Source organism: Nocardia sp. NPDC055002 (assembly GCF_053608825.1).
Window position 1 is genome coordinate 1,456,274 of the sequence record NZ_JBSGWE010000001.1, and the last position, 22,215, is coordinate 1,478,488.

Below are 22,215 nucleotides of genomic sequence, written 5' to 3' on the forward strand. Positions count from 1 at the left end.
AGCGACGACCGGTCGTTCCTGTCGCACAGGAGGTTCTATGTCTGTGGTCACGGATCGTCGGCATTCGAGTCGGCTGCGCTGGTACCGCGGATGCTCCGCGGATGCCGCGGCCGAGCTGGCCTTGCGCGACCCGGGACGACCTGGCTGCTGGGTACTCCAGGGCGGCATCGAGCTCGACGCGGCGCGCCTGCCACGATTTCGTTCGCTCCTCGATCGCTCCGTGCGTTCGGGCGCACGCGTCGTCGTCATCGACCTGCGCGACACCGAATTCCTGAGTATCCGCGTCGCGGCGATGCTGCGCGATGCCAAGGTCGAGGCGTGGACGCACCGGGTCGACATCCGCCTGCTCACCGGCACCCGCGAGGTGGAGCGAGCACTGGATCTGGTCGGTGTGCGGCCGCTGTTCCGGTGTTACCTGTCGATCGATGAGGCCTCCCGATCAGAACCAGGTCACTGACAGGCCGTTTCGCTCACCCTGATCCTGGGTATGCGCTCGATGAAGCCACTCCGCGCACGCTCGGGAGGAGGACATCGTGGATTCGAGCGACCGGATCATCACCTCGACCCGTGCGACATCGACCCGCGTCCAGATCGACGCCGATCTGAGCCAGGTTGTCATGCTCCGGGCGGTCGCCGAAACCGTCGCCTTGATCGCCGGTTTCACCGTCGACGAGGTAGCCGATATCCGCGTAGCGCTCGACGAGGCGGCCACCTGCCTGATCCTCGACGCGGTACCCGAATCCCAGATCCACTGCGAGGTGACCGCCGACGGATTCCGGATCCGGATCGCTGTCACCGCGGTCTGTGACAGCGACCACCCGATCGACACGACCGGATTCGGCTGGCACGTGATGCACTCGATCACCGACCATCTCGCCGCCGACCACGAGACCTACGACCGGGAACAGGGCGGTTACCCCGTCGAGATCGCCTTCACACAGGTGCGACGGGTGCACTGAGCACCTCGCGTAACGAGCTGCGATCCTCGTTCCAGCACGTCAGTACGTGATCGGCGAAGCGATCCTCGAGCAGGTTCGTCGCCTGGATGCCGAACACGACCGAGGCGGCCTGGCCGGGTTCGGTGGCCAGCAATCCGGCGATGACATCGCGCCGCATCACCTGTTCGTGCACGGCGTCGGCTCCGACGTGTTCGGCGTAGAAATGCGCGCACGCGGGATGCGGGAGCAGCGTGCGGGCGAGCTCGGCCAACCGGCGCGACGCAGGCGGCGAGGTGATCTCGGCATTCGCGAAATGGCCGATCAGCGCGCCGCGCAGGCCACGGTGCAGGCCGAACAACGTCATCATGTCCACCAGCGCCAGCATCGGCGCGGGCACGGTGTCGAGGTAGTGCAGGTAGCCCGGCTCGAGGTCGGCGCCGGACAGCAGATCGGCGAAGAGTCGCGCGTGCACGCGTTCGCCGCGGCCGGCGCCGAACTCGTCGAACTCGACCGCCACCAGCGACGCCTTCACCTGTCCGCGCAGGCGCGGGATCACCCAGGCATACGGGTCGGCTTCGATGTGGTGATAGATCGAGCGGTGGACGAAGTATTCGCGCAACCGGTCGGCCGTCCCCCGCTCGGCGAGGAATCCCGCGATGCCGTCGGTGTCACGGGTCGGTTCGAGGAGACGGTCGAGTTCTGCCTCGACGTCCTCGCCGCCAGCGACATCGGCATGCAGGGCTGTGAGCAGCTGGTTCTCCAGGTCGCGGCGCAGGCGCAGCAGGTCGGGGTCCCACTCCCAGTTCTCGTCGACACCGCCGAATCCCTGATAGTGCAGCTCGTAGCAGGTGTGCAGGGTCAGCAGAAGATCCTCGCCGTAGGGGTCGAGGCCGCCGGCCTCGGGAACCGCCGAACCCGGTGTCCGCGTGAGCAATTCGGTGACCGCGGCAGACAACTCGCCACGCGGGTGCGGCAGTGATCGCAGAGCCGTCATGGGGCACTCCTCGGATGACGTCGGCGCCGGTGGCTCGTATCGCACAGCGGGTAGGTGCTCGATCGGCGACACAGACACAGCGCCACTACGAAACGGTCGCAGTGCAGTACCGTCCCGTCGGGGGTGACCACGTCGACGGGACCGTCGATGAGCGCGGGCCCGCCGTCGGTGAGCACGACCCGCCGCGCCTCAGGCTGGGTCGGCGACGGGAGACGATGTTCGGTCGACACGGATCACCACCAGTTCCTCCTCGCGCTGACCGGGCCGGATGAAGCCGTTGGCGGCCAACCATCCGGCGCGAGACCGCATGACCGGCCCGAACGGCACCGTTCCGGTCGCCGCGACGTGTGCGTTCTCGCCCAGTCCACGCAGTTGGCACAGGCTGCGCTCGGGGTCGCTGATCGCCGAATGCACGATCAAGCCGACGCCGCGCTCGGTGAGCAGATCCGGCAGCATCGCGCACAACCGGTCGAGCACGCTTCGGCCGTCGGGGCCCGCGTCCCAGGCCAGCGCCGCCCCGCGACCGGTCGCCCGGCCCGCGGGAACGTAGGGCGGATTCGCGACCACCACGTCGAAGCGCGGCAGCCGCAAGGCAGATCCGAAATCGCCGTGCAGCAACTCCACCGCGATGCCGCGCAATCGGCAGTTCATCCACGTCGACATCAGCGCCGACCAGGACAGGTCGACGGCGGTCACGCTGCCTGCACCCGCCGCGGCGGCGGCCATGGTGAGCGCGCCGGTCCCCGCGCAGACATCCAGCACTCGCCCGCCGGGTAGCGACGGCACTTCACGCATCGCACGACTGAGCAGCCAGGTATCGGCCTGCGGCCGGTAGACGCGCGGCGCCCGCAGGACGACCATCTCAGTGTCCCCGGGGCTCGCCCAAGGCGAGACCCTCCTGCGCCTTCACGCGCCGGTGCTCGGCGACAACGAGCCCGATCCCCACCACCAGACACACCGCACACGCCACACCCGCGATCACGGCCCAGCCGCCGAAGCCGTACCCGGCCGCGGTGAGCGTGAGACCGAGCAGCACCAGCCCGATAGCGGCAAGAATCAATCCGGGCCAATTCCTGGTGTCTCTGATCGACTCGCCCGCATGGGTGCGAGTGGTCCGAGCGTCATCGGGAAACTGTTTCTCTGACTGATTCATCGCGCAGCTCCTTTTCGAGGACGACACCGCCCTGTCGTGGACATGCCCGCAATCCGTCGAAGCAATCAGCCGCCCTCGCGCCGACCCGGTCGAAACACCGATCGACCAGGTGATTCAGTTCGTTTCGATGACCTCGGTCACCGGGCGGCGCGGGGTGGCCTCCAAGGGTGCCGCGGCGTGCGGCATGACGCCGACTCGGATCATGACGTGCGGATAGGCGCATTCCTGGAGGACCGTGGTGCGGATCTGGTCGCGTAGATCCAGCATGCCGAGCGGTTCGGATTGCAGGCTCGTCGCCAGGCCGAGGTAGGTGGCCTGCAGCAGGATCGCGCTCGTCGCCTGACCCGCGCGCAACTGGGAGACGCGGTTGTCGTGCGGGGTGCACACGACCAGCCAGTGGGCGGAGTCGGGCTCGTCGGTGTACTCGGACAGTTCCGCTTCGGCGAAGACCCGCACCGGTAGTTCGTCCGATGAGCGTGCGGCGGGCGCGTTGCGGGCAGGTACGCCGTTGGGCTCGCCGTGGCAGCCGCTCCATTGATCCAGTTCCGCCAGGTAGTTCGTGTCTGTCGCGTGCCGGGCGGCGGCTCGGCGCATGGGGGCGGCCAGCTGCGAGAGCATGCTGTCGGGGACGTGCCGGGCCGCGGCCCCGAATCGAGCCGCGCATCGCGACACCGCACGCAGGTCGCGCGCGGGCACCGGCACGCCGGGATAGCGGCGCCGATCGGATTGGCGCAGGTGGATGGCGGCGGCCAGCCGGATATCGCGATCCGACGGCGGACGCGGTGTGAACCGCACCTTCGCGAGGTGGTCGGGTCGATCCGGGTCGGGCAGCCGATCGATCTCGGCCTGCCAGCCCAGCATGGCGAAGGCCACTTCGAGATGATGCAGCGCGGCGCCGCAGCTCACCACGAGAGCGCGTGCCAAGGGGTCGGTGGCGGGTACCTGACGCCCGAAGTCGGCGAACAGATCGACGCGGCCGCGCTGGATCCGCCAGCGCCACGGTTGGGTGTTGTGCACCGAGGGAGCACGCACCGCCAATTCGAGTGCGTCTCGGCACGTTGTGATGCTCGGCATGTCTCGCCAGTCTTCCTTCCTGTGCAGGTCGACGTACTGCGGCCGGACCCGACCCTAGGTGGCGAATCTGAGAAATTACACAGCCGGATAGACCTCGGTCGGGACGCTGGTGGCCGCTGCCCAGTGCAGCAGGCAGTCGCGGGTATCGAAGTGCCGCACGTCGCCGGCACCGAGGTCGACGGTGATCCATCGGGTGTTGACGTCGTGATCGATGCGCTGCCAGCTGTCGCAACCATCGCGGTCGCAGTGTCGAGCCAAGGCCATCGGAACGCTCCTACTCGTGATGCGAAGAGACCAGGATATAGGGGCATTCGGTGTGGTCAGGACCACTCCTACGACTTCGGGGTCATAGCGAGTTGATGAATCCGTCGCACACGCCCGTCGTCGGCGACGCTGCCGATCATGATCCATTCGATCCGCAGGTGTCCGAGCTTGCGAGCCGCGCGTTCAGTTATCTCTGACATACCTGACAATTTTAAGTGGGCTGTTATCGTTGTCAATCGTGTCAGAGATAAGGCGGCGCCGTCAGCGAGCAGAGGTAGGACGCAACCGGTCGGCGCTGGTCGCGGCCGCGATCCGGGTACTGGGCGAGCATCCGGAGGCGAGCATGGCCGAGATCGCCGCCGCGGCGGGGGTGACGCGCCAGACCGCGTACGCGCACTTCGGTACCAGGGAGATGTTGCTGGCGTCGGTGCGCGACGAACAGAGCCGACGCGCGCTCGAAGCACTGGAAGCCGCCGACCTCGACACCGGCACCGCCACGGCAGCTCTCGACCGGTTCCTCGCCGCCGTCGCCACGATGCTGGCCGAACAGACGAGATTCGACTTCTCCGACAGTGACTTCGCGGCCGACGCCGCACGCCACGTACCGGTCGAGGACAACCTCGACGCGCTGATCCGGCGCGGCCGCGAGACCGGAGAATTCACGACGGATCTGTCCACCGAATGGCTCGTCGCCGCGACGATCGCGCTCGGCCACGCGGCGGGGCAGCAGCTGCGCGGCGGCCGGGTCGACGCGGCCACGGCGGCCACTCACTTCCGATCGTCGGTTCTACGCCTGTACGGCGCCGGCTGACCGGGCTCGGTCGAATCCCGAGCCCGGTCCGCCGAGTACTACGCGGGCAGTCGCGCCTCGATCGCGTCGATGATGCGCGGACGCAGATCCGCGACGCTGACGATCGCGTCCACCGAACCGACCTCGACCGCGCGCTGAATGTTGTGCACGCGGTCGAATTCCGCGGCCACATCGCCCAGCTTCTCCGCGCGCACCGAGGACCGTGTCTCGTCGAGTTCGGCACTCAGCGTCGCGCGGTCGGTGCCGACGGCATTGGCCACCCGGCTTTCCAGCTCCCGCACGCGTGGATCGGCCGCGGTCCTGGCCTTCACCTCACCGGCGAACACCACCGCGGCGGCAGGCGCGCCGCCGAGCACCGAGGCGAACGACCCTTCGAGCGCGAGCACCGTCATGTTCGGGTTCAGCGCCTTCGAGAACACCACGAACGCACCGCCGTGGTAGCGCGAGATCACGCAGAACACGATGGGGCCGTCGAAATTCACGATGGCGCGGCCGATTTCGGCGCCGTACTCGAGCTGCAGCTTGCGCATCGATTCGGGCGAGCCGTCGAAGCCGGACAGGTTCGCCAGCACCACCAGCGGCCGGTTACCGCTGGCCGCGTTGATGGCCCGTGCCGCCTTCTTCGACGAACGCGGGAACAGGGTGCCCGCGGTGTAGGTGTCGGGGCCGTCGGTGGACGGGAAGCCGCGTCGCGCCACATTGCGTGACTCGATTCCCAACAGGCACACCGGGATTCCGCCGAGGTGCGCGTCGTGCACCACCGCGGTCTCGGCGTCTGCCATCCCGGCCCAGCGCTCCAGGACCGGGTGGTCCTGGTCGGCCAGCGCCCGCATCACGGTGCGAATGTCGAAGGGCTTCTTGCGATCCGGGTTGGCGTGGGCGGAGAAGATCTCGCCGACGGTGGCGAAGCTGCTGTCCGCCAGCACATGCGGGAAGCTCGAGATGTCGCGGTCGACGGGATCGCCGGTCGCGGCCCGACGCGGCGCCTGCTCCCCCGGGGCGACGTAGGTGTGGTCGTAATGAGCCATCAGCACATCGCGGGCGGCGGACAGGTTCGGCGCCCAGTACTGCGCCTGCCCGTTCGGGCCCATCACCCGGTCGTAGCCGCCGATGCCGAAGTTGTCCTCGGCCGAGACGCCGCCGGAGAAGTCCAGCGACTGCTTTCCGGTGAGCACCATGGCCGAGTCGGGCGTCATGACCAGCACACCCTTGGTGTGCATGAGCATGGTGGCCTCGGCATTCCAGTACGGCTGCGCGCCGACGTTGATGCCGGCGACCACGATATTGATCTCGCGACCGTCCTGGGTGAACTCGACGATCCGCTTGAGCGCGGCCGCCACCCAGTCCATGTTCTCGGTACCCGAGGACATCGAGATCCGCGCGCCCGAGGACAACGCGTACCACTCGAGCGGCACCTGCAGGCTCTCGGCCAGATCCAGCGCGGCGATCACCCGGCGGCATTCCGGCTCCGAGAGCGCGCCGAGGGACTTGGTGGGGTCACCGAGCAGCAGCACTCGGGTCACGCCCTGCGGATGCTGCGCGGTCGCGGTGGTCACCACACCGGCGACGATCGCCGCGGTGTTGTGGCCCTTGGGCCGATCGACCGGCACCAGCGCATGGTTCGCGTCGAGATCGTATTCGGCGAAATCGCCCAGCAGCGAGGTCAGTTCGTACGGGTACACGGTGTTGCGGGCCGCGGCGCGCAGCACCTTCTGCCGGTATTCGTCCAACGGCTCGACGGGTTCGTCGGTCCGTTCGCCGACCGTCACCTCGGATCCGCCGTCGGGACGGAACGAGATGCGCACGCCGACCTTGGTGAGCTCGCCGGTCTCGGGATCGCGCTGGCGGGCGATGAGCAGGATTTCCTCGAGCCCGGCGCCCGCGGCCGTCGGCAGCACGTGGCCGCCGATGGTCTCGAGCTCCGCGCGGGTGACATCCATGTGCGGCCAGATGTACATCACGATGCGGTTGGTGTTGAGCCGCTTGGCCGAGGGGAACCGCGACTGGGCCCGCCGGATCGAGTCGACGCAGGTGGCGATGGCGCTCTCGGCGGTGGGCAGGGCGACCAACCGGCCGTCGTGATCGCGCAATGCCGCGAGGTCACGGACCTGAGCGAAGGCGATCAGGCGCTCGTCGGAGGGGTTCTCCTTGGCCACGCCGCGGAACAGGTAGACCTCTTCGTCCGAGGACGGCAACCGGGTGAGGTCGAACTTGCGCAACCGCTCCAGCTGCATCCGCTGCGCGATGTAGGGGTGCAGTCCGCGGATCAGCCGTTCCTCGGCCATCCCGGTCACCGACGGACGGAAGGTGAAGTGGTGGTGCATGACCGAGCCACCGCTGCCCGCGACGGTGGCGGTGATCCGGTGCACCTGATTCGGCACCGGGTGCGCGCCGAGCACCTCCTGCAGGGCCGCGGCCATCGCGTCGAAGTCCTCGGGCTGCGATTCCCAGCTGAGGTAGATGTCGGCGTCGATGGAGACGGCGCCGCTCGCCAGTTCGGCGAGCCCGTCCAGTGCGGCGTCGAGCTTGTCGAAGCCGACGGCAGTCGAGACCAGCGTCGAACCGTAGCGTTCGGCCACGACGAACGTGGTGTCGCCGACCTGTTCGGTACGGACGCCGGTGAGGCCCTTGTTGCCGTAGTAACGCCGGGTCAGCACCTCGAGCATCGAGGTGTGGTCGGGCTTGTCGCGCTCGAGCCGCTGGCCGAGCAACCGCACCAGGGGTTCGGTGCTGCGCACCATTTCGGCGATCCGGGCACCGCGGTCATCGGCGGTCGGGTTCGCGTCCAGGTAGCTCAGGTGCCTACGGACGTTGGTGTACACGCGAGCACGGTTGCGGCGCAGCAGCGGCTGGCCGTACCAGGCGTAGACCAGACCGCGGGCGAGATCGGCGATCACCGGGAAACGCACCTGCGTCGCCGCGACGAGGCGCTCGAGCGCCAGGCCGACGGGTTCGCGCAGCACCTGGTCGGGCATCGGCTCGTTCAGCCATTCGCGCAGCAGCGCGGTGACGACGGTGACGGTGTCGGTGGGACGCTGCTGCGCGAGGAAGATCCGGAAGACCGCCGCTTCGAGGTCGGGCGTGCGGTCCAGCTCGGTGATCCCGTAGTGGCGCAGCGCCGTACCGAGTTTGGCCTGGTAGGACTCGGGGAGCCCGGCCCGCTCGACATCGAGGCTCTGCAGGTAGGTGTGGAAGTACTCGCGGGCGCTGTGGACGTGGCTCTGGCCGTGATCGTCGTCGGCCGACCGATTGTGGCTCAGCTCGGCGAGATCGGCGAACATCTGCACCAGTTCGAGCTCTTCGGCGAGCGGGCGCAGGCTGTCGGCAACCGCTTCGCGACGGGCCGTGAGGTAGTCGTCGAGGACGCGACGGTCGTCGTGCGGGTCCACGTCGAAGCCGAGCAGCAAGCTGCTCAGGTCCTGCAAACCGCGGGCCACGCGCTCGTGGGCGCGCAACGGTGTCGGCGCGCTGGGCAGATCGAGCTCCACAGTGCCGGTGGTCTCGGCTTCGGCGGCTTCGTCGCCGTCGGCGAGCGGTTCGAGCCGCAGCAGCGGCGCGCCCGCTTCGACCTGGGTGCCGACCGAGACCGCACATTCCTTCAACCGGGCCCGGAACGGTGCGCGCAGCACCGTTTCCATCTTCATGCTCTCCAGCACCAGCACGGGCGCTCCGGCCTCGACCTCGGCGCCGACCTCGAGCGGCGTGCCGACGACCAGCGCGGGGGCGGGCGAACGGACGACACCGCCCTCGTCGCGGCTGATCCGGTGGGTCACGCCGTCGACGTCCACCACGTGGGTGGGTCCGTGGGTGCCGGTGATCAGGCGGTAGCGGGTGCCGTTGACGACGATCTGGCCGGTGTGGTGATCGAAACGCTCCAGATCGACATCGGCGGTGCGCAATTCGCCACCGGCCTCGATGCCGACGCGGAAGCGGTGCGCGCCGATCCGGGCCACGCGCACGCGGTAGCCCGCGCCACGCAGTTTCAGATCCAGCGGCCGACCGCTCTCGTGCTGCACCTGCGGACGCCCGCCGGACGCGGTCGAGAGCAGTCGATGCCGCTCGACCCGCTCGTCTTCCTCGTAGGCGTCGATCGCGGCCACCGCCAGCGCGACGGTGGAGTGCCGATGGGTCACCAGGCGGCCTTCGCCGCGCACGCGGTCGATCCAGCCGGTGTCGGCGCTGGCGTCGATCACCTCGGGCTGGTCGAGCAGGTCGAGGACGAAACTCTTGTTCGTCGCGCCGCCTTCGATGACGACGCGGGTCTGGGCCATGGCCCGGCGCAGCCGGCCGAGGGCCTCGTCGCGATCGCGGCCGTAGGCGATGATCTTGGCGATCATCGAGTCGAAGTCGGCGGGAATCGTGTCGCCCTGGCTGACGCCGGTGTCGACGCGAATACCGGGGCCCGCGGGCAGATCGAGGCGCACGATGCGGCCGGGCGCGGGCGCGAAGTCGCGGTCGGGGTCTTCGGCGTTGAGGCGGGCTTCGATGGCATGGCCGCGCTCGACCGGCGGCTCACCCTCGAGCTTGATGCCCGAGGCGACCCGCAGCTGCGCGTGCACCAGGTCGAAACCGGTGGTGAGCTCGGTGATCGGGTGCTCGACCTGCAGGCGGGTGTTGACCTCGAGGAACGCGAACAGCTGGTCACCGGGGTGGTAGAGGAACTCGACGGTCGCCGCGCCGCAGTACCCGACCGCGATCGCCAGGCGCTCGGCGGAGCCCTTGAGTTCGGCGGTCTGCTCGGCGCTCAGTACGGGAGAGGAGGATTCCTCGATCACCTTCTGATTGCGTCGCTGCACCGAGCAATCGCGCACGCCCAGCGCCCACGCGGTGCCCTGACCGTCGGCGATCACCTGGACCTCGACGTGCCGGGCGCCCGTGACCAGGCGCTCCAGGAAGACGACGCCGCTGCCGAAGGCGCGGGCGGCCTCCTGCTTGGTGCGCTCGTAGGCGTCGACGAGTTCGGCCTCGTTGGTGATCACGCGAATGCCGCGACCGCCACCACCGGCGGTGGCCTTCAGCATCAGCGGGTAGCCGATCGCGGTGGCCGCTTCGATGGCGTCTTCGACGGTGTCGACCGCGCCCCGGCTCCACGGCGCGACGGGCACGCCGACTTCCTCGGCGATCAGCTTGGCGCCGATCTTGTCACCGAGCTTGCGCATCGCCTCGGCGCTCGGCCCGACGAAGGTGACGCCGATGTGGTCGCACAGTTCCGCGAACGCGGGATCCTCGGCGACGAAGCCCCAGCCGACCCAGGCCGCGTCGGCCTTGGTGGCCACGAGGGCGTTCTCGAGGGCTTTGAGGTCGAGATACGGGCGGGCCGAGGCCGGACCGAGGTCGTAGGCGATATCGGCTTCCCGGACGAAGGTGGCATTCCGGTCCACGTCGGTGTGCAGGGCTACGGTTTCGATCGGTAGCCCGGTTGCCGCCGCCAGATCACGGACGGCATGGATGAGGCGCATAGCGGCCTCGCCCCGATTCACGATGGCGATACGGCTGAACACTCGCCGACTCCTTCCATTTACCCAGGACATCGTCCTGCGGGTGAGATTTGCAACTCCCGGTCCGTGCGCAGTCTGCACCCCCGTGCCCCATATACAAGCACCGTGCGCGGGTTACCGGCACGTAGCCAAGGCACGAGCGGCCGCCGAGCACCATACAACCCGACGAACGCGAGCGGCCGAAGGCGCTCAGATGACCGCCGGCGGGCGTCGCGATGCCCGCTGGTTGAACAAGTATCTCCCCCGAGTGAGTGGACGGCCAAGGTCTGCGGTCCCGGACCATCCACTCACTTCGAAATCCTATCAATCATGTTGACCTACAACATATTCGAGGTGAACTTCCACCCGTCCCACCAGGTGCGGGACGCGGGCGGACCTTCGACTGTCATCCGTGCCATAACTCCGCGCCCGAGATCGTGAGTTCTGCCAGTCGGCGCGCCGAATCGGTCGCTTCGGCACGCGGGCTTCTACCGTCGGGTCCGTGTCAGCAGACTCTCCCGGCAACGCCGCCCCCTCCTATGACTACGACGTCTTGATCGTCGGATCCGGGTTCGGTGGCAGCGTCACCGCCCTGCGCCTGGTGGAAAAGGGATACACCGTGGGTGTCCTCGAGGCCGGTCGCCGGTTCGCGGACGCGGACTTCGCCGCGACCAACTGGGATCTGCGCCGGTATCTGTGGGCCCCACGGTTGGGTTGCTACGGCATCCAGCGCATTCACCGCCTGCGCGACTGCTTCATCCTGGCAGGCGCCGGGGTCGGCGGTGGTTCGCTCAACTACGCCAACACCCTCTACAAACCGGGATCGGCGTTCTTCGGCGACCGGCAGTGGGCCGATATCACCGACTGGGACGCCGAGCTCAGCCCCCATTACGACCAGGCCCGCCGCATGCTCGGCGTTGTACGCAATCCGCACATGACGCCGGCCGACACGATCATCGAGTCGGTGGCCCACGAGATGGGAGTCGGTGACACCTTCGTGCCGACCCCGGTCGGGGTGTACTTCGGCGAACCCGGCCGGACCGCCGCCGACCCGTACTTCGGCGGCGTCGGTCCCGAGCGCACCGGCTGCATCGAGTGCGGGGAATGCATGACCGGCTGCCGTCACGGCGCCAAGAACACCCTCGTCAAGAACTACCTCGGGTTGGCGGAGCAGGCCGGCGCCGTGGTCTCGCCGATGACCACGGTGACCGCGATCCGGCCCCAACCCGACGGCAGCTGGCTGGTCGACACCGAACGCACCGGGAAGTGGATCCGCAAACACCGTGCCACCCGATCGGCGCGACATGTCGTCCTGGCCGCGGGCACCTGGGGCACCCAGCACCTGCTGTTCCGCATGCGTGACACCAAGGTGCTTCCCGGGATCTCGCCGCGACTGGGTGTGCTCACCCGCACCAACTCCGAGGCCATCCTCGGCGCCGGACGCACCGAGGTCGACCCCGCCGTCGACATCACCAAGGGCGTGGCGATCACGTCCTCGTTCCATCCCACACCGAACACCCATGTCGAACCCGTGCGCTACGGCAAGGGATCCAATGCCATGGGATTGCTCAACACCTATCTGGTCGACGGCGATCAGCGCCTGCCGCGATGGTCGCGGGTGCTGCTCATCGCCGGGCGACACCCGGTGCAGACCGTGCGGCTGCTGCGCACCAACCGGTGGAGCGAGCGCACGCTGGTGCTGCTGGTGATGCAGAGTCTGGACAATTCGATCACCACCTACACCCGGCGCGGGGTGTTCGGCCGCCGGTTCACCAGCAAGCAGGGTTTCGGCGAACCCAACCCGTCGTGGATTCCGCCCGGGCACGAGGCGACCCGGCACGTCGCCGCGAAACTCGGTGCCACACCGGGCAGTACCTGGCCCGATGTGTTCAACGTCCCGATGACCGCGCACTTCATCGGCGGTTGCGTGATCGGCACCGATGCGAGCGACGGCGTCATCGACCCCTATCACCGGGTCCACGGCTACCCCGGTCTCAGCGTCGTCGACGGTTCGGCGATCTCGGCCAACCTCGGTGTCAATCCGTCACTGACGATCGCCGCCCAGGCCGAACGCGCGGCCGCGCTGTGGCCCAACAAGGGCGAACCGGATCCGCGCCCGGCGATGGGCGTTCCGTACGAGCGGATCGCCGCGGTGGCACCGAACAACCCCGTCGTTCCCGCCACCGCGACCGCCGCCCTTCGCCTGCCGATCTGGCCGGTCACCGCGTCCACCCACGACGACCGCTGAGCTCGGTGTAGAGAATGCGATGAGATCGCCGACCGAGACTTTGTGACCTCTCCCGCCTCCCCCGCTTATCGCGCTGCCGCACCGTGATTCGACTACCGTCGCGCACAGCATTTGAGTTGGTTGGAAGGTGGCAGTAAGCGTGGTAAGTACCAAGGCGAAGCTCGACGGGCTGGCCGAGATTCTGGCGATCGCCGCGGAACCAGCAGGTGAGGCCGCCGTAGCCAAGCGAGCGAAGAAGGGCGTTCCGAGCGTTCGCGAGCGGATGAACATGCTGCTCGACCCTGGGACATTCATCGAAATCGGAGCGCTGGCACGACAGCCCGGACAGCCTGATGCCCTCTACGGTGACGGACTGGTGACCGGTCGTGGGCTGATCCACGGCCGGACAGTGATCGTGATCGCTCATGATCCGACCGTGTACGGCGGGTCGGTCGGTATCACGGCGGCGCGCAAGTTCATGCAGGCGCTGAAACTCGCGTTCGACAACGGGTGCCCGGTGGTGACGATCAACGAGTCCCCCGGCGCACGGGTTCAGGACGCGGCCGGTTCGCTCGCCTCGTTCGGCGATATGACCCGGGTTCTGGAGAAGCTGTCGGGCTATGTGCCGCAGGTGTCGATCATGCTCGGCAAATGCGCGGCGGGCTCGGTCTACGGGCCGATCAATACCGACGTGCTCGTCGGCACGAAGGACACCTACATGTTCGTCACCGGGCCCGACGTGATCAAGGCCGTCAACGGTGAGGACATCAGCGCCGAGGCGCTCGGCGGCGCGGAGGTGCAGGCCAAACGTGGCACCCTGCATCACGTCGCGGACAACGAGCAGGAAGCCTTCGACTGGGCCCGCAACTACCTCAGCTACATGCCGTCGAGCTGCCTCGAACAGCCGCCGGTCGTCAATCCCGGCCTGGAACCCGACATCACCGCCTACGACCTGGAACTCGAGACGATCATCCCGGATTCCGATCGTGCGGGGTACGACATGCACGACGTCCTGTTGCGCCTGTTCGACGATGGTGAATTCCATGAGATCCGAGCGGCTTTCGCCCCGAACCTGATCACCGGGTTCGCCAGGGTCGACGGCTACCCGGTCGGCGTGATCGCCAATCAGCCACTGGTCCTCGGCGGGTCCGTCGACGCCGCGTGCTCCGACAAGGGCACCTACTTCATCCGGCTGTGCAACGCCTTCAACATCCCGCTGATCTTCGTCACCGATACTCCCGGCGTGCTGCCCGGCCTCGATCAGGAAGACGCGGGCGTGATCATCCGGGGCGGCCGGATGCCGCGGGCGATCATCGAGGCGACAGTACCGATCATCAGCCTGGTGGTGCGCAAGTCCTATGGCGGCGCCTACGGAATGATGGGCTGCCGTCAGGTCGGTGCCGACGTGAGCTTCGCCTGGCCGACCGCCCGGATCGCCGTGATCGGCGCCGAAAGTGCGGTCGACCTCGCCGCCAAACGCCAATTGGCCGCTGTCCCCGAGGAACACCGCGCCGCGGCGCGCGATTTCATGATCAACCAGTACAACGAGACCATCGCCACCCCGTGGGTCGCCGCCGAGCGCGGCTACATCGACGCGGTGATCGAGCCCTCACGCACCCGCCTCGAGATCCGGCACGCACTGCGCCTGCTGCGCGACAAGCCGCCGGTCAAGCCGGAGTTCAACCCGCGTAAGCACCCGCTCTATCCCATGTGATCAGCCTGCGCGCGAACTGGTTTCGCTCGGGCTTCGATAGAGCTCTGTTGATCCGGACCCACGGTGGGCCCGGATCAACAGAGCGGCGCGCAGATGACACAGACCGGACACGTCGTTGAGGTCGAACCCGGTCATCTGGCCGATCCTTTTCAATCGGTAATCGACGGTGTTCGTGTGGATGAACATCATGCGAGCGGTCCGCGCCCGCTGCATATTCGTGGACATGTACACCTCGAGCGTGCGTAGTAGTTCCGGATGCGCTTCGAGGGAATCGACGATGGAACTCAGATAGTCGCGCGCGGGGCCCGGCCGGGTCAGCTGATATTCGAAGGCCAATTCGTGCGGACGATATACCTTGCTCGGACCACCGAATCGATGCACGATTTCGACGAGTTCATGGACTTGCTCAGCGGCGTGCGGGATTTCGGGCGGCGTCGCCGACGTCGCCACCGCACGCACCGGCACCTGCGCCGCGGCGGACAGGTGCACGATCAGCTCATCCAATTCCACCTGGGTGAATTCGTGCGCGGGCAACAGCAGAGTGCCGCCGTCCACGCTCAACAGCGACAGCACCTTCCCTTCACAGCGGTCCGCCAGTTCTGCCTGCACGCGGCGCAATTTGCGTCGGGCGACGACTTTGGCGTCGAGGGTGGGATCGAATTCCTCCGCGTGCGGCGGTAGTTCCAGTGCCATCACGTGATAGCGATCGGCGACCTCGATGCCGCATTCGCGCGCCATCGTCGAGGTGTTCTGGCCGCCGAGCAGCGCCGAGGTGAGGGTGTGCACCGCGGTGTGATGCTCGCTGTCCACCGATCGCAATTCGCGGACGTAGGCCACCGAGACCGCCGAGGTGATCATCTTCTGGGCGTCCATCAGCCGCCGAGCCACCCCGACCACGGTGTCGTAGTCATGATTGGTGACATTGGTGATGACGAGATCGAAGCCGAGTTTGAAGCCCTCGTGCACGGCGTCGTGAATGGTGTCGATCGGGATTCCCTCGCGCGCCCAATCGGCGGCGGCGGCCTGTACTCGCTCGACCCGTCCCGGGATATCGCGGCCGTCGAGCATGCTCCTGGTCAGCTCGAGACAGACGCGGGTCACCGTGGTGACGTCTCCGTCGAGCGCTTCGCCGGGCAGCGTGCCGCACGGCACGACATTCTCGATGAAATGCACCACCATCTGGCGGGATATCGTCCGCACATCCTTCAAGGGGTTCGACACGGGCCGCCCCGAAACGGTCAGGAACGGCTCGATGGAAGTTGCGCCAGCCATGATGAATCCTTCCCACCCAGATCACTGGGCAAGCCCCCAAACTACCGTGAACGACAATCCCCCGTCCAACCTTCACTTGTGACAAAGAGTAAGAGAAGGCTGGATCAATGATGCTTTCCGACAAACAAACCCGCGGGCCTGCGGGTCCACAACGACGCGGCGGTGGCGGATCCGAACCGGAGCCGCGCACATCTTCACTCCGTGAACGGTGTCGTCACCGCCGCATTTAGCCGTGTCAGTCGGTTACAGGCAGAAGCTGACCTCGAGCACCGGGAGCGGAAGGGGGACACACACTTCCACCGAACCCGAGACGGGCGCAGGCGCCGCGGCCGTGGCGGTGCCTGCGCCGATCGCACCGGCGGACAGCACGATCGCGGCGACGGCGAGCGGACGGGAAATTCTGGAGTTCATACGGTCATCCTTATTTGCACTCTGTGAAGCATCCCAGCTTCGGGACATCTCGATCAGATCACGGTCACCATGCAAACCGCTATCACCGTGCACAGGTTTTGACGTTCCAATTCCCTTTCCGCGGAATTGTCATGGATTTCCACAACAATTTCCATCGCGAACGTCTCGCGTTTCGTGGCACCTTCAGGTATTGCGTGGCCGCCTGTCCCGGGCGGGATTCGGGATCGGTTGCGGCACTTGACGCATGAGCCATCTGCGCGGGCCACCACCCGGAAGGTCGAGCACCCCGGTCGTCTCGAATCCGAGGCGTTCATAGAAGGACAGGTTGTGGGGATTCGTCGTTTCCAGGTGCACGGGGACACCGTCTGCGGCAGCTCGGTACATTCCCGCCGCGATCAGATCCCGTCCGTGTCCGTGTCCACGCGCCGCCGCGGAGACACCGACGGCCAGCAAGTGCCAATGCTGCTCCTGCACACCGGCCGCGTAGGTCGCGCGCGCACCAGCGCTGGCACGTCCGGCATGCGAACCGTAGGTGTGGATCGATCTCAGCTGTCGACCCAGCGTCGCTCGCGGCAGGATATGAAAGGTGGCCAGCCATACCGCGACGCCGACGATCGCGCCGGTGCTGTCGAGCGCGAGGTCGACGCCGTCGCTGCAATCGCGTGCGTCATCGAGCGAGAATCGAAACGATCGGACGAGCCGGGTTCTGCGGCTGGATTGCTTCGGGTGCAGCCACAAGGTCGCCGGATCCTCCGCCAACGCCGCCGCCAGGAGTTCGGCGGCGACACCGAAGTCTTTCCGGTTGCCGGGGCGAATCCGCCGGGCATCGTCCTGTACCGCATCTCCCACGGGCGGAATGATAATGGCGAGCCGTCCGTCCGGCTGCCCGAGCAGGGCGCTCAGACGGGGACGGCTCGGCCGCGCAGGTAGGCGATGACGTCCTCGGCGCCCGACTCGTTCGGGTCGGCGACCGATGATCGGAACTGGTTCACCGCATCGTCGAGTCGCGGTCCGGGTCCGTGTTCGGCGAGCAGAACGATGATCGCCTCCAGCACGGCAGGCCGCGGATTCGGGTCCGCCAGCAGTTCGTCCAGATAGGCGTCCGGTTCGAGCAATCGCAGTGCCCGGCGCGCGTAGGCATGGACGCGCACCGGCAAGTCGGCGCGTACGGCGTCGACGTCGGCCTGGAGTGCGGGCCGCTCCCGGTGGGCCGGATCGACACGCAGCCACCACAACTCGGTCAGCTCCGCGCTCAGGCCGTGGTTGTCGATCACTCCGGGCCCGGTGGCTTGTTCGAGCGCCGCGGGCGGGAGGTCGCGCGCAGCGTCACGCCATGCGCAGAATTCCCACCAGGCGGTCGGCGTCGCGCTGAGCTCGAGGCCGAATCCGAGCGCCTGCTGACCGTCTGTCCAGGTCCGCTGGACGCGAGTGCGGCGGATCGAGGCGACCCCGCCTTCGGCGACCTGGGTCCAGGATGCTTCCGTTCCGTGAAAGCCATAGGGCCGCAACAGCTTTCCTGCCTCGCGGGTCAAGCGGCGTAGCGCAGAGTCCGGTCCGTCCATGAGAGCAGACTAACTTCGCGCACCGACAAGTTCGGTTCACCGAGCAACAGCGCCCGCTCCGCCGCATGTCGCGGTGGCGTGGAATTCGCGCCCGGCGGTGATCCGTTCGTACTAGGAATCGACGACGCGGGCGCCCGTCGTCGCGGCGCGCACCGCGGCGGTGACCTGATCGGGCGCCTCGACCATCACCAGGTGCCCCGCGCCCTCGACGACGATCGCCCGCGACGGCGCCAACGTGCGGTTCAGCGTGGCGCCGGCGCGAGCGCACAGCACTCGATTGCGGCTGCCCCAGACCGTGGTGATGGGCGGAAAGTCGTGGGGCGGCACGAACTCGTCCAGTTCGCCGAGCCGCGGGATCTCCCGGGAGATCGCGGCGGTGACCATCAGCCGGCGGGGTTCGGTCCAGCTCTCGCGCAAGTGCGCGACGATGTCCGTCGCGTGCGGCGCTTTCTCCGAACCCAGCTGTTCTGCCACGATCAGTCCCGCCAGCGGGCCGGGAATGCGGACGCGGGCAAGCAGTGAGTCGATGTGCACGCGCCGACCCAGTCGGGCCGCCCATGCGGTGCGGGTCGGCCGCAGCGTGGCCGGGGTCAGCGGGCTGCTCAGCACCAGTGACCGCACCCGGTCGGGATTGCGCTGCGTGTAGAGCAGCGACAGCGCGCTGCCGAAACAGTGGCCGACCAGCGTCACATCGCGCAGATCCTGCTCCTCGAAGAACGCGGTGACCATGGCCAGATAGTTCTCGACGGTGTATCCGTCGTCGGGAGCGCCGGAATCGCCGTAGCCGATGAGGTCGATCGCGAAGACCCGATGCGTCTGCCGCAGCGCATCGACTTGCGCGCGCCAGATGTGGCGGTCGCCGCCGAGGTTGTGCAGGAAGACGATCGGGGGGCCCGCACCCGCCTCGTCATAGGCGATCGACGTTCCGCGAAAGTCGAAATACCGCATCGCGGGGCTTCCTTCCGATGGCAGCCACGTGACCACGTCGTCGTGGTCAACCCACGGTAGCGCCGACCCCCTCGTCCGCACGGCGAAACTCTCGCTTCTGCTCCTCGGCACGCCACACCACCAGGCCGATGATCAGCGCGAACGCGGCCAGCGCTGTCCCGGTCCGCAGGAAGTGGAACAGATCCCACCGCGCGAGGATGTCGGCGTAATCGGCGGGCGCCCCGTCGACAGCCCAGGCGTTGATCTTGTGGTTGATCGGCACGTTGCCGAGCCTGGTGATGAGGAACGATCCGACGACGAGTAGCGCGGCCGCCGCGGCGAGCACCCGGTCCCTGCCCGCCTGCACGACGGCCAGGACGAGGCAACTCAGCGCGGCGGCGGCCATGGTGAGTTGCATGCTGATGCTGTTGTTCTGCATGAGCTCGGTGTGGAATTCCAGGCGCATCTGCAGCGGGACCCGATGAAAAGTCGGGACCAGATTCGCGGCACCGTAGCCGAACGCACCGGCGAGAAGACCGGTGGTGAGCAGGGCCAGTGCGCGTATCGGAGCGTGTTTCATGAGGTCGAAGTTAGCCGCCCGCCGCTAACTCTGACAAGAGTGTCAAATTTAATCGAGGCAGAACTCGTTGCCTTCGGGGTCGGCCAACACGATCCACCCGGCACTCATCGGCGGCTCGGGCTCGAAGCGCTCGACCCGCTTAGCACCCAGCGCGACCAGTCGCGCGCACTCGGTCTCCAACGCCGCCATCCGCTCGTCCCCCTGCAACCCGGGCGCCGCCCGCACATCGAGGTGAACCCGGTTCTTCGCGACCTTGCCCTCGGGTACCCGCTGGAAGAACACCCGCGGACCATGACCGTCCGGATCCTCGATCGCCGATTTCGAGTTCCGCTCCTCCGCCGGAACCCCGATCCGCGCGAGAAACTGATCCCACACAACGAGCGGATCCACCCCGGCGGGCACCTCGACCCCCGGCGGCCCCGGATGCACGTACCCCAGCGCATCCCGCCAGAAGGTCGACAGCGCGGCGGGATCGTGCGCGTCGAAGGTGATCTGAATATGGCGGCTCATCATTACTCCGTTCATGGCAACCGAACACACGGCGTGACAGATCTTCGGTCACCGTATGTCAGAGGTCCGACAATCTGCCGCTGTCGTTGCCGAGGACGGTGATTCGCCCAGTCCGAACCTGGCGTGGACGGCCTTCATCCAGGTGGGGGCCCACCAGCAGTCGTCGCCGAGCAGTTTCATCGTCGCGGGGACCAGGAGCATGCGCAGGACGGTGGCGTCGATGATGAGCGCGGCGATCATGCCGTAAGCGACGTATTGCATCAGGACAAGGTCGGAGAAGGCGAAGGCGCCGGTGACGACGAGCAGGATCAGGGCGGCGGCGGTGATGATGCGGCCGGTGTGAGCGGTGCCGATACGCACAGCCTCCGTCGTGGAGGCACCCGCGGCCCGCGCTTCGACCATCCGCGAGAGCAGGAAGACCTCGTAGTCGGTGGACAGGCCGTAGATGATGGCGATGATCATCACCAGCATGTTGGCCTGGATGGGTTGCGGGGTGGAGTTCAGCAGGCTCGCGCCGTGACCGTCGATGAAGATCAAGGTGAGGATGCCCAGCGTCGAGCCGAGACCGAGCGCGCTCATGAGCGCGGCCTTGATCGGCAGGATCAGCGAACCGAAGGTCAGGAACATCAGCAGTGTGGTGACGAGCAGAACGAGCGCGATCATCCACGGGATGCGCTCGAGCAGCGCGTCGATGCTGTCCTTCTGGATGGTGGGGACACCGCCGACGAGCATCTGGACCCCGTCGGGAAGTTCGATGCCGCGCAGGTATTCGATGGTGTCACCGGCCGCATCGGAGTCTGTGAGCGTCGTTGTGGTGCGGTAGACATCGGACTGCACCGGCGAGCGCGACGGCAGTTCGAACTTCGCCGCCAGCCCGGGTGCCCGGTTGGCCAGTTTCAGGGCCGCACCGATCGCGACGCTGTCGCCGGAGACGAAGATCAGGTCGATCGGATCCGATCGGCGGCCGGGGAAGGTCGCGTCGATCTGCTCCTGCGCGACGCGAGTGCTGTTGTCCGGCGGTAGATATCGTTCGCTGAAGCCACCGAAGGCGAGGTTGCGGGCGGGCAGGATCAGCAGCACCAGCACCACGCACAGCACACCCGCGACCTTCACCGGATGCCGCATCACCCACTGGGTGCTACGACCCCAGAAACCGTTCTCCACCTCGTGCGCGGACTTCGTTCGCCGGAGCCGTCTGCTGCCCCACAGATCTACGCGCGCACCGAGGATCGCGAGCATCGCGGGCAGCAAGGTGATCGCGGTGAGCGCCGCCAGCGACACGGTCGCGATCGCGCCGTAGGCGATGGATTTCAGGAACCCCTGCGGGAACAACAGCATGCCGCCCGCGCTGGCGATGATCATCGTCGCGGAGTACACCACGGTGCGTCCCGCCGTCGTCATCGTGCGCCGCACCGCCGACGCGGTGTCGTAGCCTTCGGCGAGTTCCTCACGGAAGCGGCTCACGATGAACAGCCCGTAGTCGATGGCCAATCCGGCGCCGATCATCGAAACCACCGGCGCGACGAAAGAGTTCACCTCGGTGACGTAGGTGAAGGTGCGCACGATCCCGCTCGCACCCGCCATCGTCAACCCACCCACGATCAACGGCAGCGCGGCCGCGACCACACCGCCGAAGATGAAGAACAGCAGCAGCGCGACCACCGGGAAGGCGAGGACTTCCATCCGCCGGATGTCGTCGGACAGGGTGTCGTTGAGTGTTCCCGCCACCGGTTGCAGGCCGCCCACCTGCACATCGACGCCGGGAATCGCGAAGGCGTCCTTCACCTTTCTGGTGTTGCGCAGCATCTCGGTGTCGTTGTCGCCGACGATGGCCACGGCGGCGACCGCGCGGGTGCGGTCGCCGGTGGCGAACAGGGAACCACTCGCCCGGCCCGTTTCCGTCGGCCAGTAGGCGCCGTTGACGCCGGCGATCGCACCGGGGTACGCACGAGGCAGGCTGTTGAGGTTGTCGACGATCTTGCGGCCGAACTCGGGATCGTCGACGGTCCTGCCGGGCGGCGCGGTGTAGAGCACCACCACATCGAGGTCGTGGTTGCGACCGAACGCGCTGTCGGCCAAGCGCCCTGCCAGCGCGGATTCCGAGCCGGGATCGTCCATGCCGCCGGAGCTCAGCTCATCGTGCAGACCCAGGCCGTATCCGCCGAGCGCCAGCAATGCGGCCACGACGACGCCGAGTACCGCGAACCGGAATCGATGGATCAGATCACCCCAGCGCGCGAACACTAGCTCGCCGCCCGTTCATCGGTTCCGAGCGCCATCTCCAAGAGGCCGCATCCTTTC

General features: G+C 67.4%; 21 protein-coding genes. 5 read left to right on the plus strand and 16 right to left on the minus strand.

The window, feature by feature from the left end; genetic code table 11:
* Positions 1–37 precede the first annotated feature (37 nt).
* Entirely contained in the window at positions 38–457 is a 420-nt protein-coding gene (locus ACWF99_RS06870) for an STAS domain-containing protein (RefSeq protein ID WP_378630187.1), read from the plus strand.
* Positions 458–533: 76 nt separating this feature from the next.
* Entirely contained in the window at positions 534–959 is a 426-nt protein-coding gene (locus ACWF99_RS06875; protein ID WP_378656996.1) for an ATP-binding protein, read from the plus strand.
* Here the strand turns inward: ACWF99_RS06875 and ACWF99_RS06880 are convergent.
* From ACWF99_RS06880 to ACWF99_RS06910, 7 genes are all read right to left on the minus strand, one after another.
* Positions 934–1,932, minus strand: a complete 999-nt coding sequence (locus ACWF99_RS06880) for an iron-containing redox enzyme family protein (protein ID WP_452535229.1) — start codon at positions 1,930–1,932, stop codon at positions 934–936. The two genes, ACWF99_RS06875 and ACWF99_RS06880, sit on opposite strands and share 26 nt — an antisense overlap.
* Entirely contained in the window at positions 1,929–2,162 is a 234-nt protein-coding gene (locus tag ACWF99_RS06885) for a CDGSH iron-sulfur domain-containing protein (RefSeq protein WP_452535230.1), read from the minus strand. Before ACWF99_RS06885 ends, ACWF99_RS06880 begins: the two co-directional genes overlap by 4 nt.
* On the minus strand, positions 2,122–2,793 hold the full coding sequence (locus ACWF99_RS06890; RefSeq protein WP_452535232.1) for a HemK2/MTQ2 family protein methyltransferase: 672 nt from the start codon (positions 2,791–2,793) through the stop codon (positions 2,122–2,124). The genes ACWF99_RS06885 and ACWF99_RS06890 overlap by 41 nt, the downstream gene beginning before the upstream one ends.
* 1 nt (position 2,794) lies before the next feature.
* Entirely contained in the window at positions 2,795–3,085 is a 291-nt protein-coding gene (locus tag ACWF99_RS06895) for a hypothetical protein (RefSeq protein WP_378630179.1), read from the minus strand.
* Between the two features lie 114 nt (positions 3,086–3,199).
* Positions 3,200–4,159: an Acg family FMN-binding oxidoreductase gene (locus ACWF99_RS06900; protein ID WP_378630178.1), complete on the minus strand. Its 960-nt coding sequence runs from the start codon at positions 4,157–4,159 to the stop codon at positions 3,200–3,202.
* Positions 4,160–4,234: 75 nt separating this feature from the next.
* On the minus strand, positions 4,235–4,423 hold the full coding sequence (locus tag ACWF99_RS06905; protein ID WP_378630176.1) for a hypothetical protein: 189 nt from the start codon (positions 4,421–4,423) through the stop codon (positions 4,235–4,237).
* A gap of 68 nt (positions 4,424–4,491) precedes the next feature.
* Positions 4,492–4,623: a hypothetical protein gene (locus tag ACWF99_RS06910; RefSeq protein ID WP_378630174.1), complete on the minus strand. Its 132-nt coding sequence runs from the start codon at positions 4,621–4,623 to the stop codon at positions 4,492–4,494.
* Positions 4,624–4,661: 38 nt separating this feature from the next.
* On the opposite strand from ACWF99_RS06910, the gene ACWF99_RS06915 reads away from it, so the two are divergent.
* Entirely contained in the window at positions 4,662–5,234 is a 573-nt protein-coding gene (locus tag ACWF99_RS06915; RefSeq protein WP_452535235.1) for a TetR family transcriptional regulator, read from the plus strand.
* A 38-nt stretch (positions 5,235–5,272) separates the two neighbouring features.
* Here the strand turns inward: ACWF99_RS06915 and ACWF99_RS06920 are convergent, their stop codons facing one another.
* Positions 5,273–10,735: an ATP-binding protein gene (locus tag ACWF99_RS06920; protein WP_452535237.1), complete on the minus strand. Its 5,463-nt coding sequence runs from the start codon at positions 10,733–10,735 to the stop codon at positions 5,273–5,275.
* 478 nt (positions 10,736–11,213) lie between these two features.
* Here ACWF99_RS06920 and ACWF99_RS06925 point away from each other — a divergent pair, with 478 nt between their 5' ends.
* Positions 11,214–12,959 (plus strand): FAD-dependent oxidoreductase, encoded by a 1,746-nt coding sequence (locus ACWF99_RS06925; protein ID WP_452535239.1) that lies wholly within the window; start codon positions 11,214–11,216, stop codon positions 12,957–12,959.
* 139 nt (positions 12,960–13,098) lie between these two features.
* Positions 13,099–14,652: an acyl-CoA carboxylase subunit beta gene (locus tag ACWF99_RS06930; protein WP_378630165.1), complete on the plus strand. Its 1,554-nt coding sequence runs from the start codon at positions 13,099–13,101 to the stop codon at positions 14,650–14,652.
* Here the strand turns inward: ACWF99_RS06930 and ACWF99_RS06935 are convergent, their stop codons facing one another.
* The 8 genes from ACWF99_RS06935 to ACWF99_RS06970 form a co-directional block, all read right to left on the minus strand.
* Entirely contained in the window at positions 14,653–15,924 is a 1,272-nt protein-coding gene (locus ACWF99_RS06935) for a PucR family transcriptional regulator (RefSeq protein ID WP_378630163.1), read from the minus strand.
* 243 nt (positions 15,925–16,167) lie between these two features.
* Complete coding sequence (locus ACWF99_RS06940) at positions 16,168–16,335, minus strand: hypothetical protein (RefSeq protein ID WP_378657025.1); 168 nt, start codon at positions 16,333–16,335, stop codon at positions 16,168–16,170.
* 183 nt (positions 16,336–16,518) lie between these two features.
* Positions 16,519–17,184: a GNAT family N-acetyltransferase gene (locus ACWF99_RS06945; protein WP_378630160.1), complete on the minus strand. Its 666-nt coding sequence runs from the start codon at positions 17,182–17,184 to the stop codon at positions 16,519–16,521.
* A 50-nt stretch (positions 17,185–17,234) separates the two neighbouring features.
* Positions 17,235–17,897, minus strand: coding sequence for a hypothetical protein (locus ACWF99_RS06950; protein ID WP_452535242.1), 663 nt, complete (start codon positions 17,895–17,897; stop codon positions 17,235–17,237).
* A gap of 111 nt (positions 17,898–18,008) precedes the next feature.
* Positions 18,009–18,845 carry an alpha/beta fold hydrolase gene (locus ACWF99_RS06955; RefSeq protein ID WP_452535244.1) on the minus strand — a complete coding sequence of 279 codons (837 nt, stop codon included), beginning with the start codon at positions 18,843–18,845 and terminating at the stop codon, positions 18,009–18,011.
* Positions 18,846–18,891: 46 nt separating this feature from the next.
* On the minus strand, positions 18,892–19,404 hold the full coding sequence (locus ACWF99_RS06960; protein WP_452535246.1) for an anthrone oxygenase family protein: 513 nt from the start codon (positions 19,402–19,404) through the stop codon (positions 18,892–18,894).
* A 48-nt stretch (positions 19,405–19,452) separates the two neighbouring features.
* Complete coding sequence (locus ACWF99_RS06965) at positions 19,453–19,914, minus strand: VOC family protein (RefSeq protein ID WP_378630152.1); 462 nt, start codon at positions 19,912–19,914, stop codon at positions 19,453–19,455.
* 48 nt (positions 19,915–19,962) lie between these two features.
* A complete protein-coding gene (locus ACWF99_RS06970; protein ID WP_452535248.1) occupies positions 19,963–22,158 on the minus strand; it encodes an MMPL family transporter in 2,196 nt (731 codons plus the stop codon).
* Between the last annotated feature and the right edge of the window lie 57 nt (positions 22,159–22,215).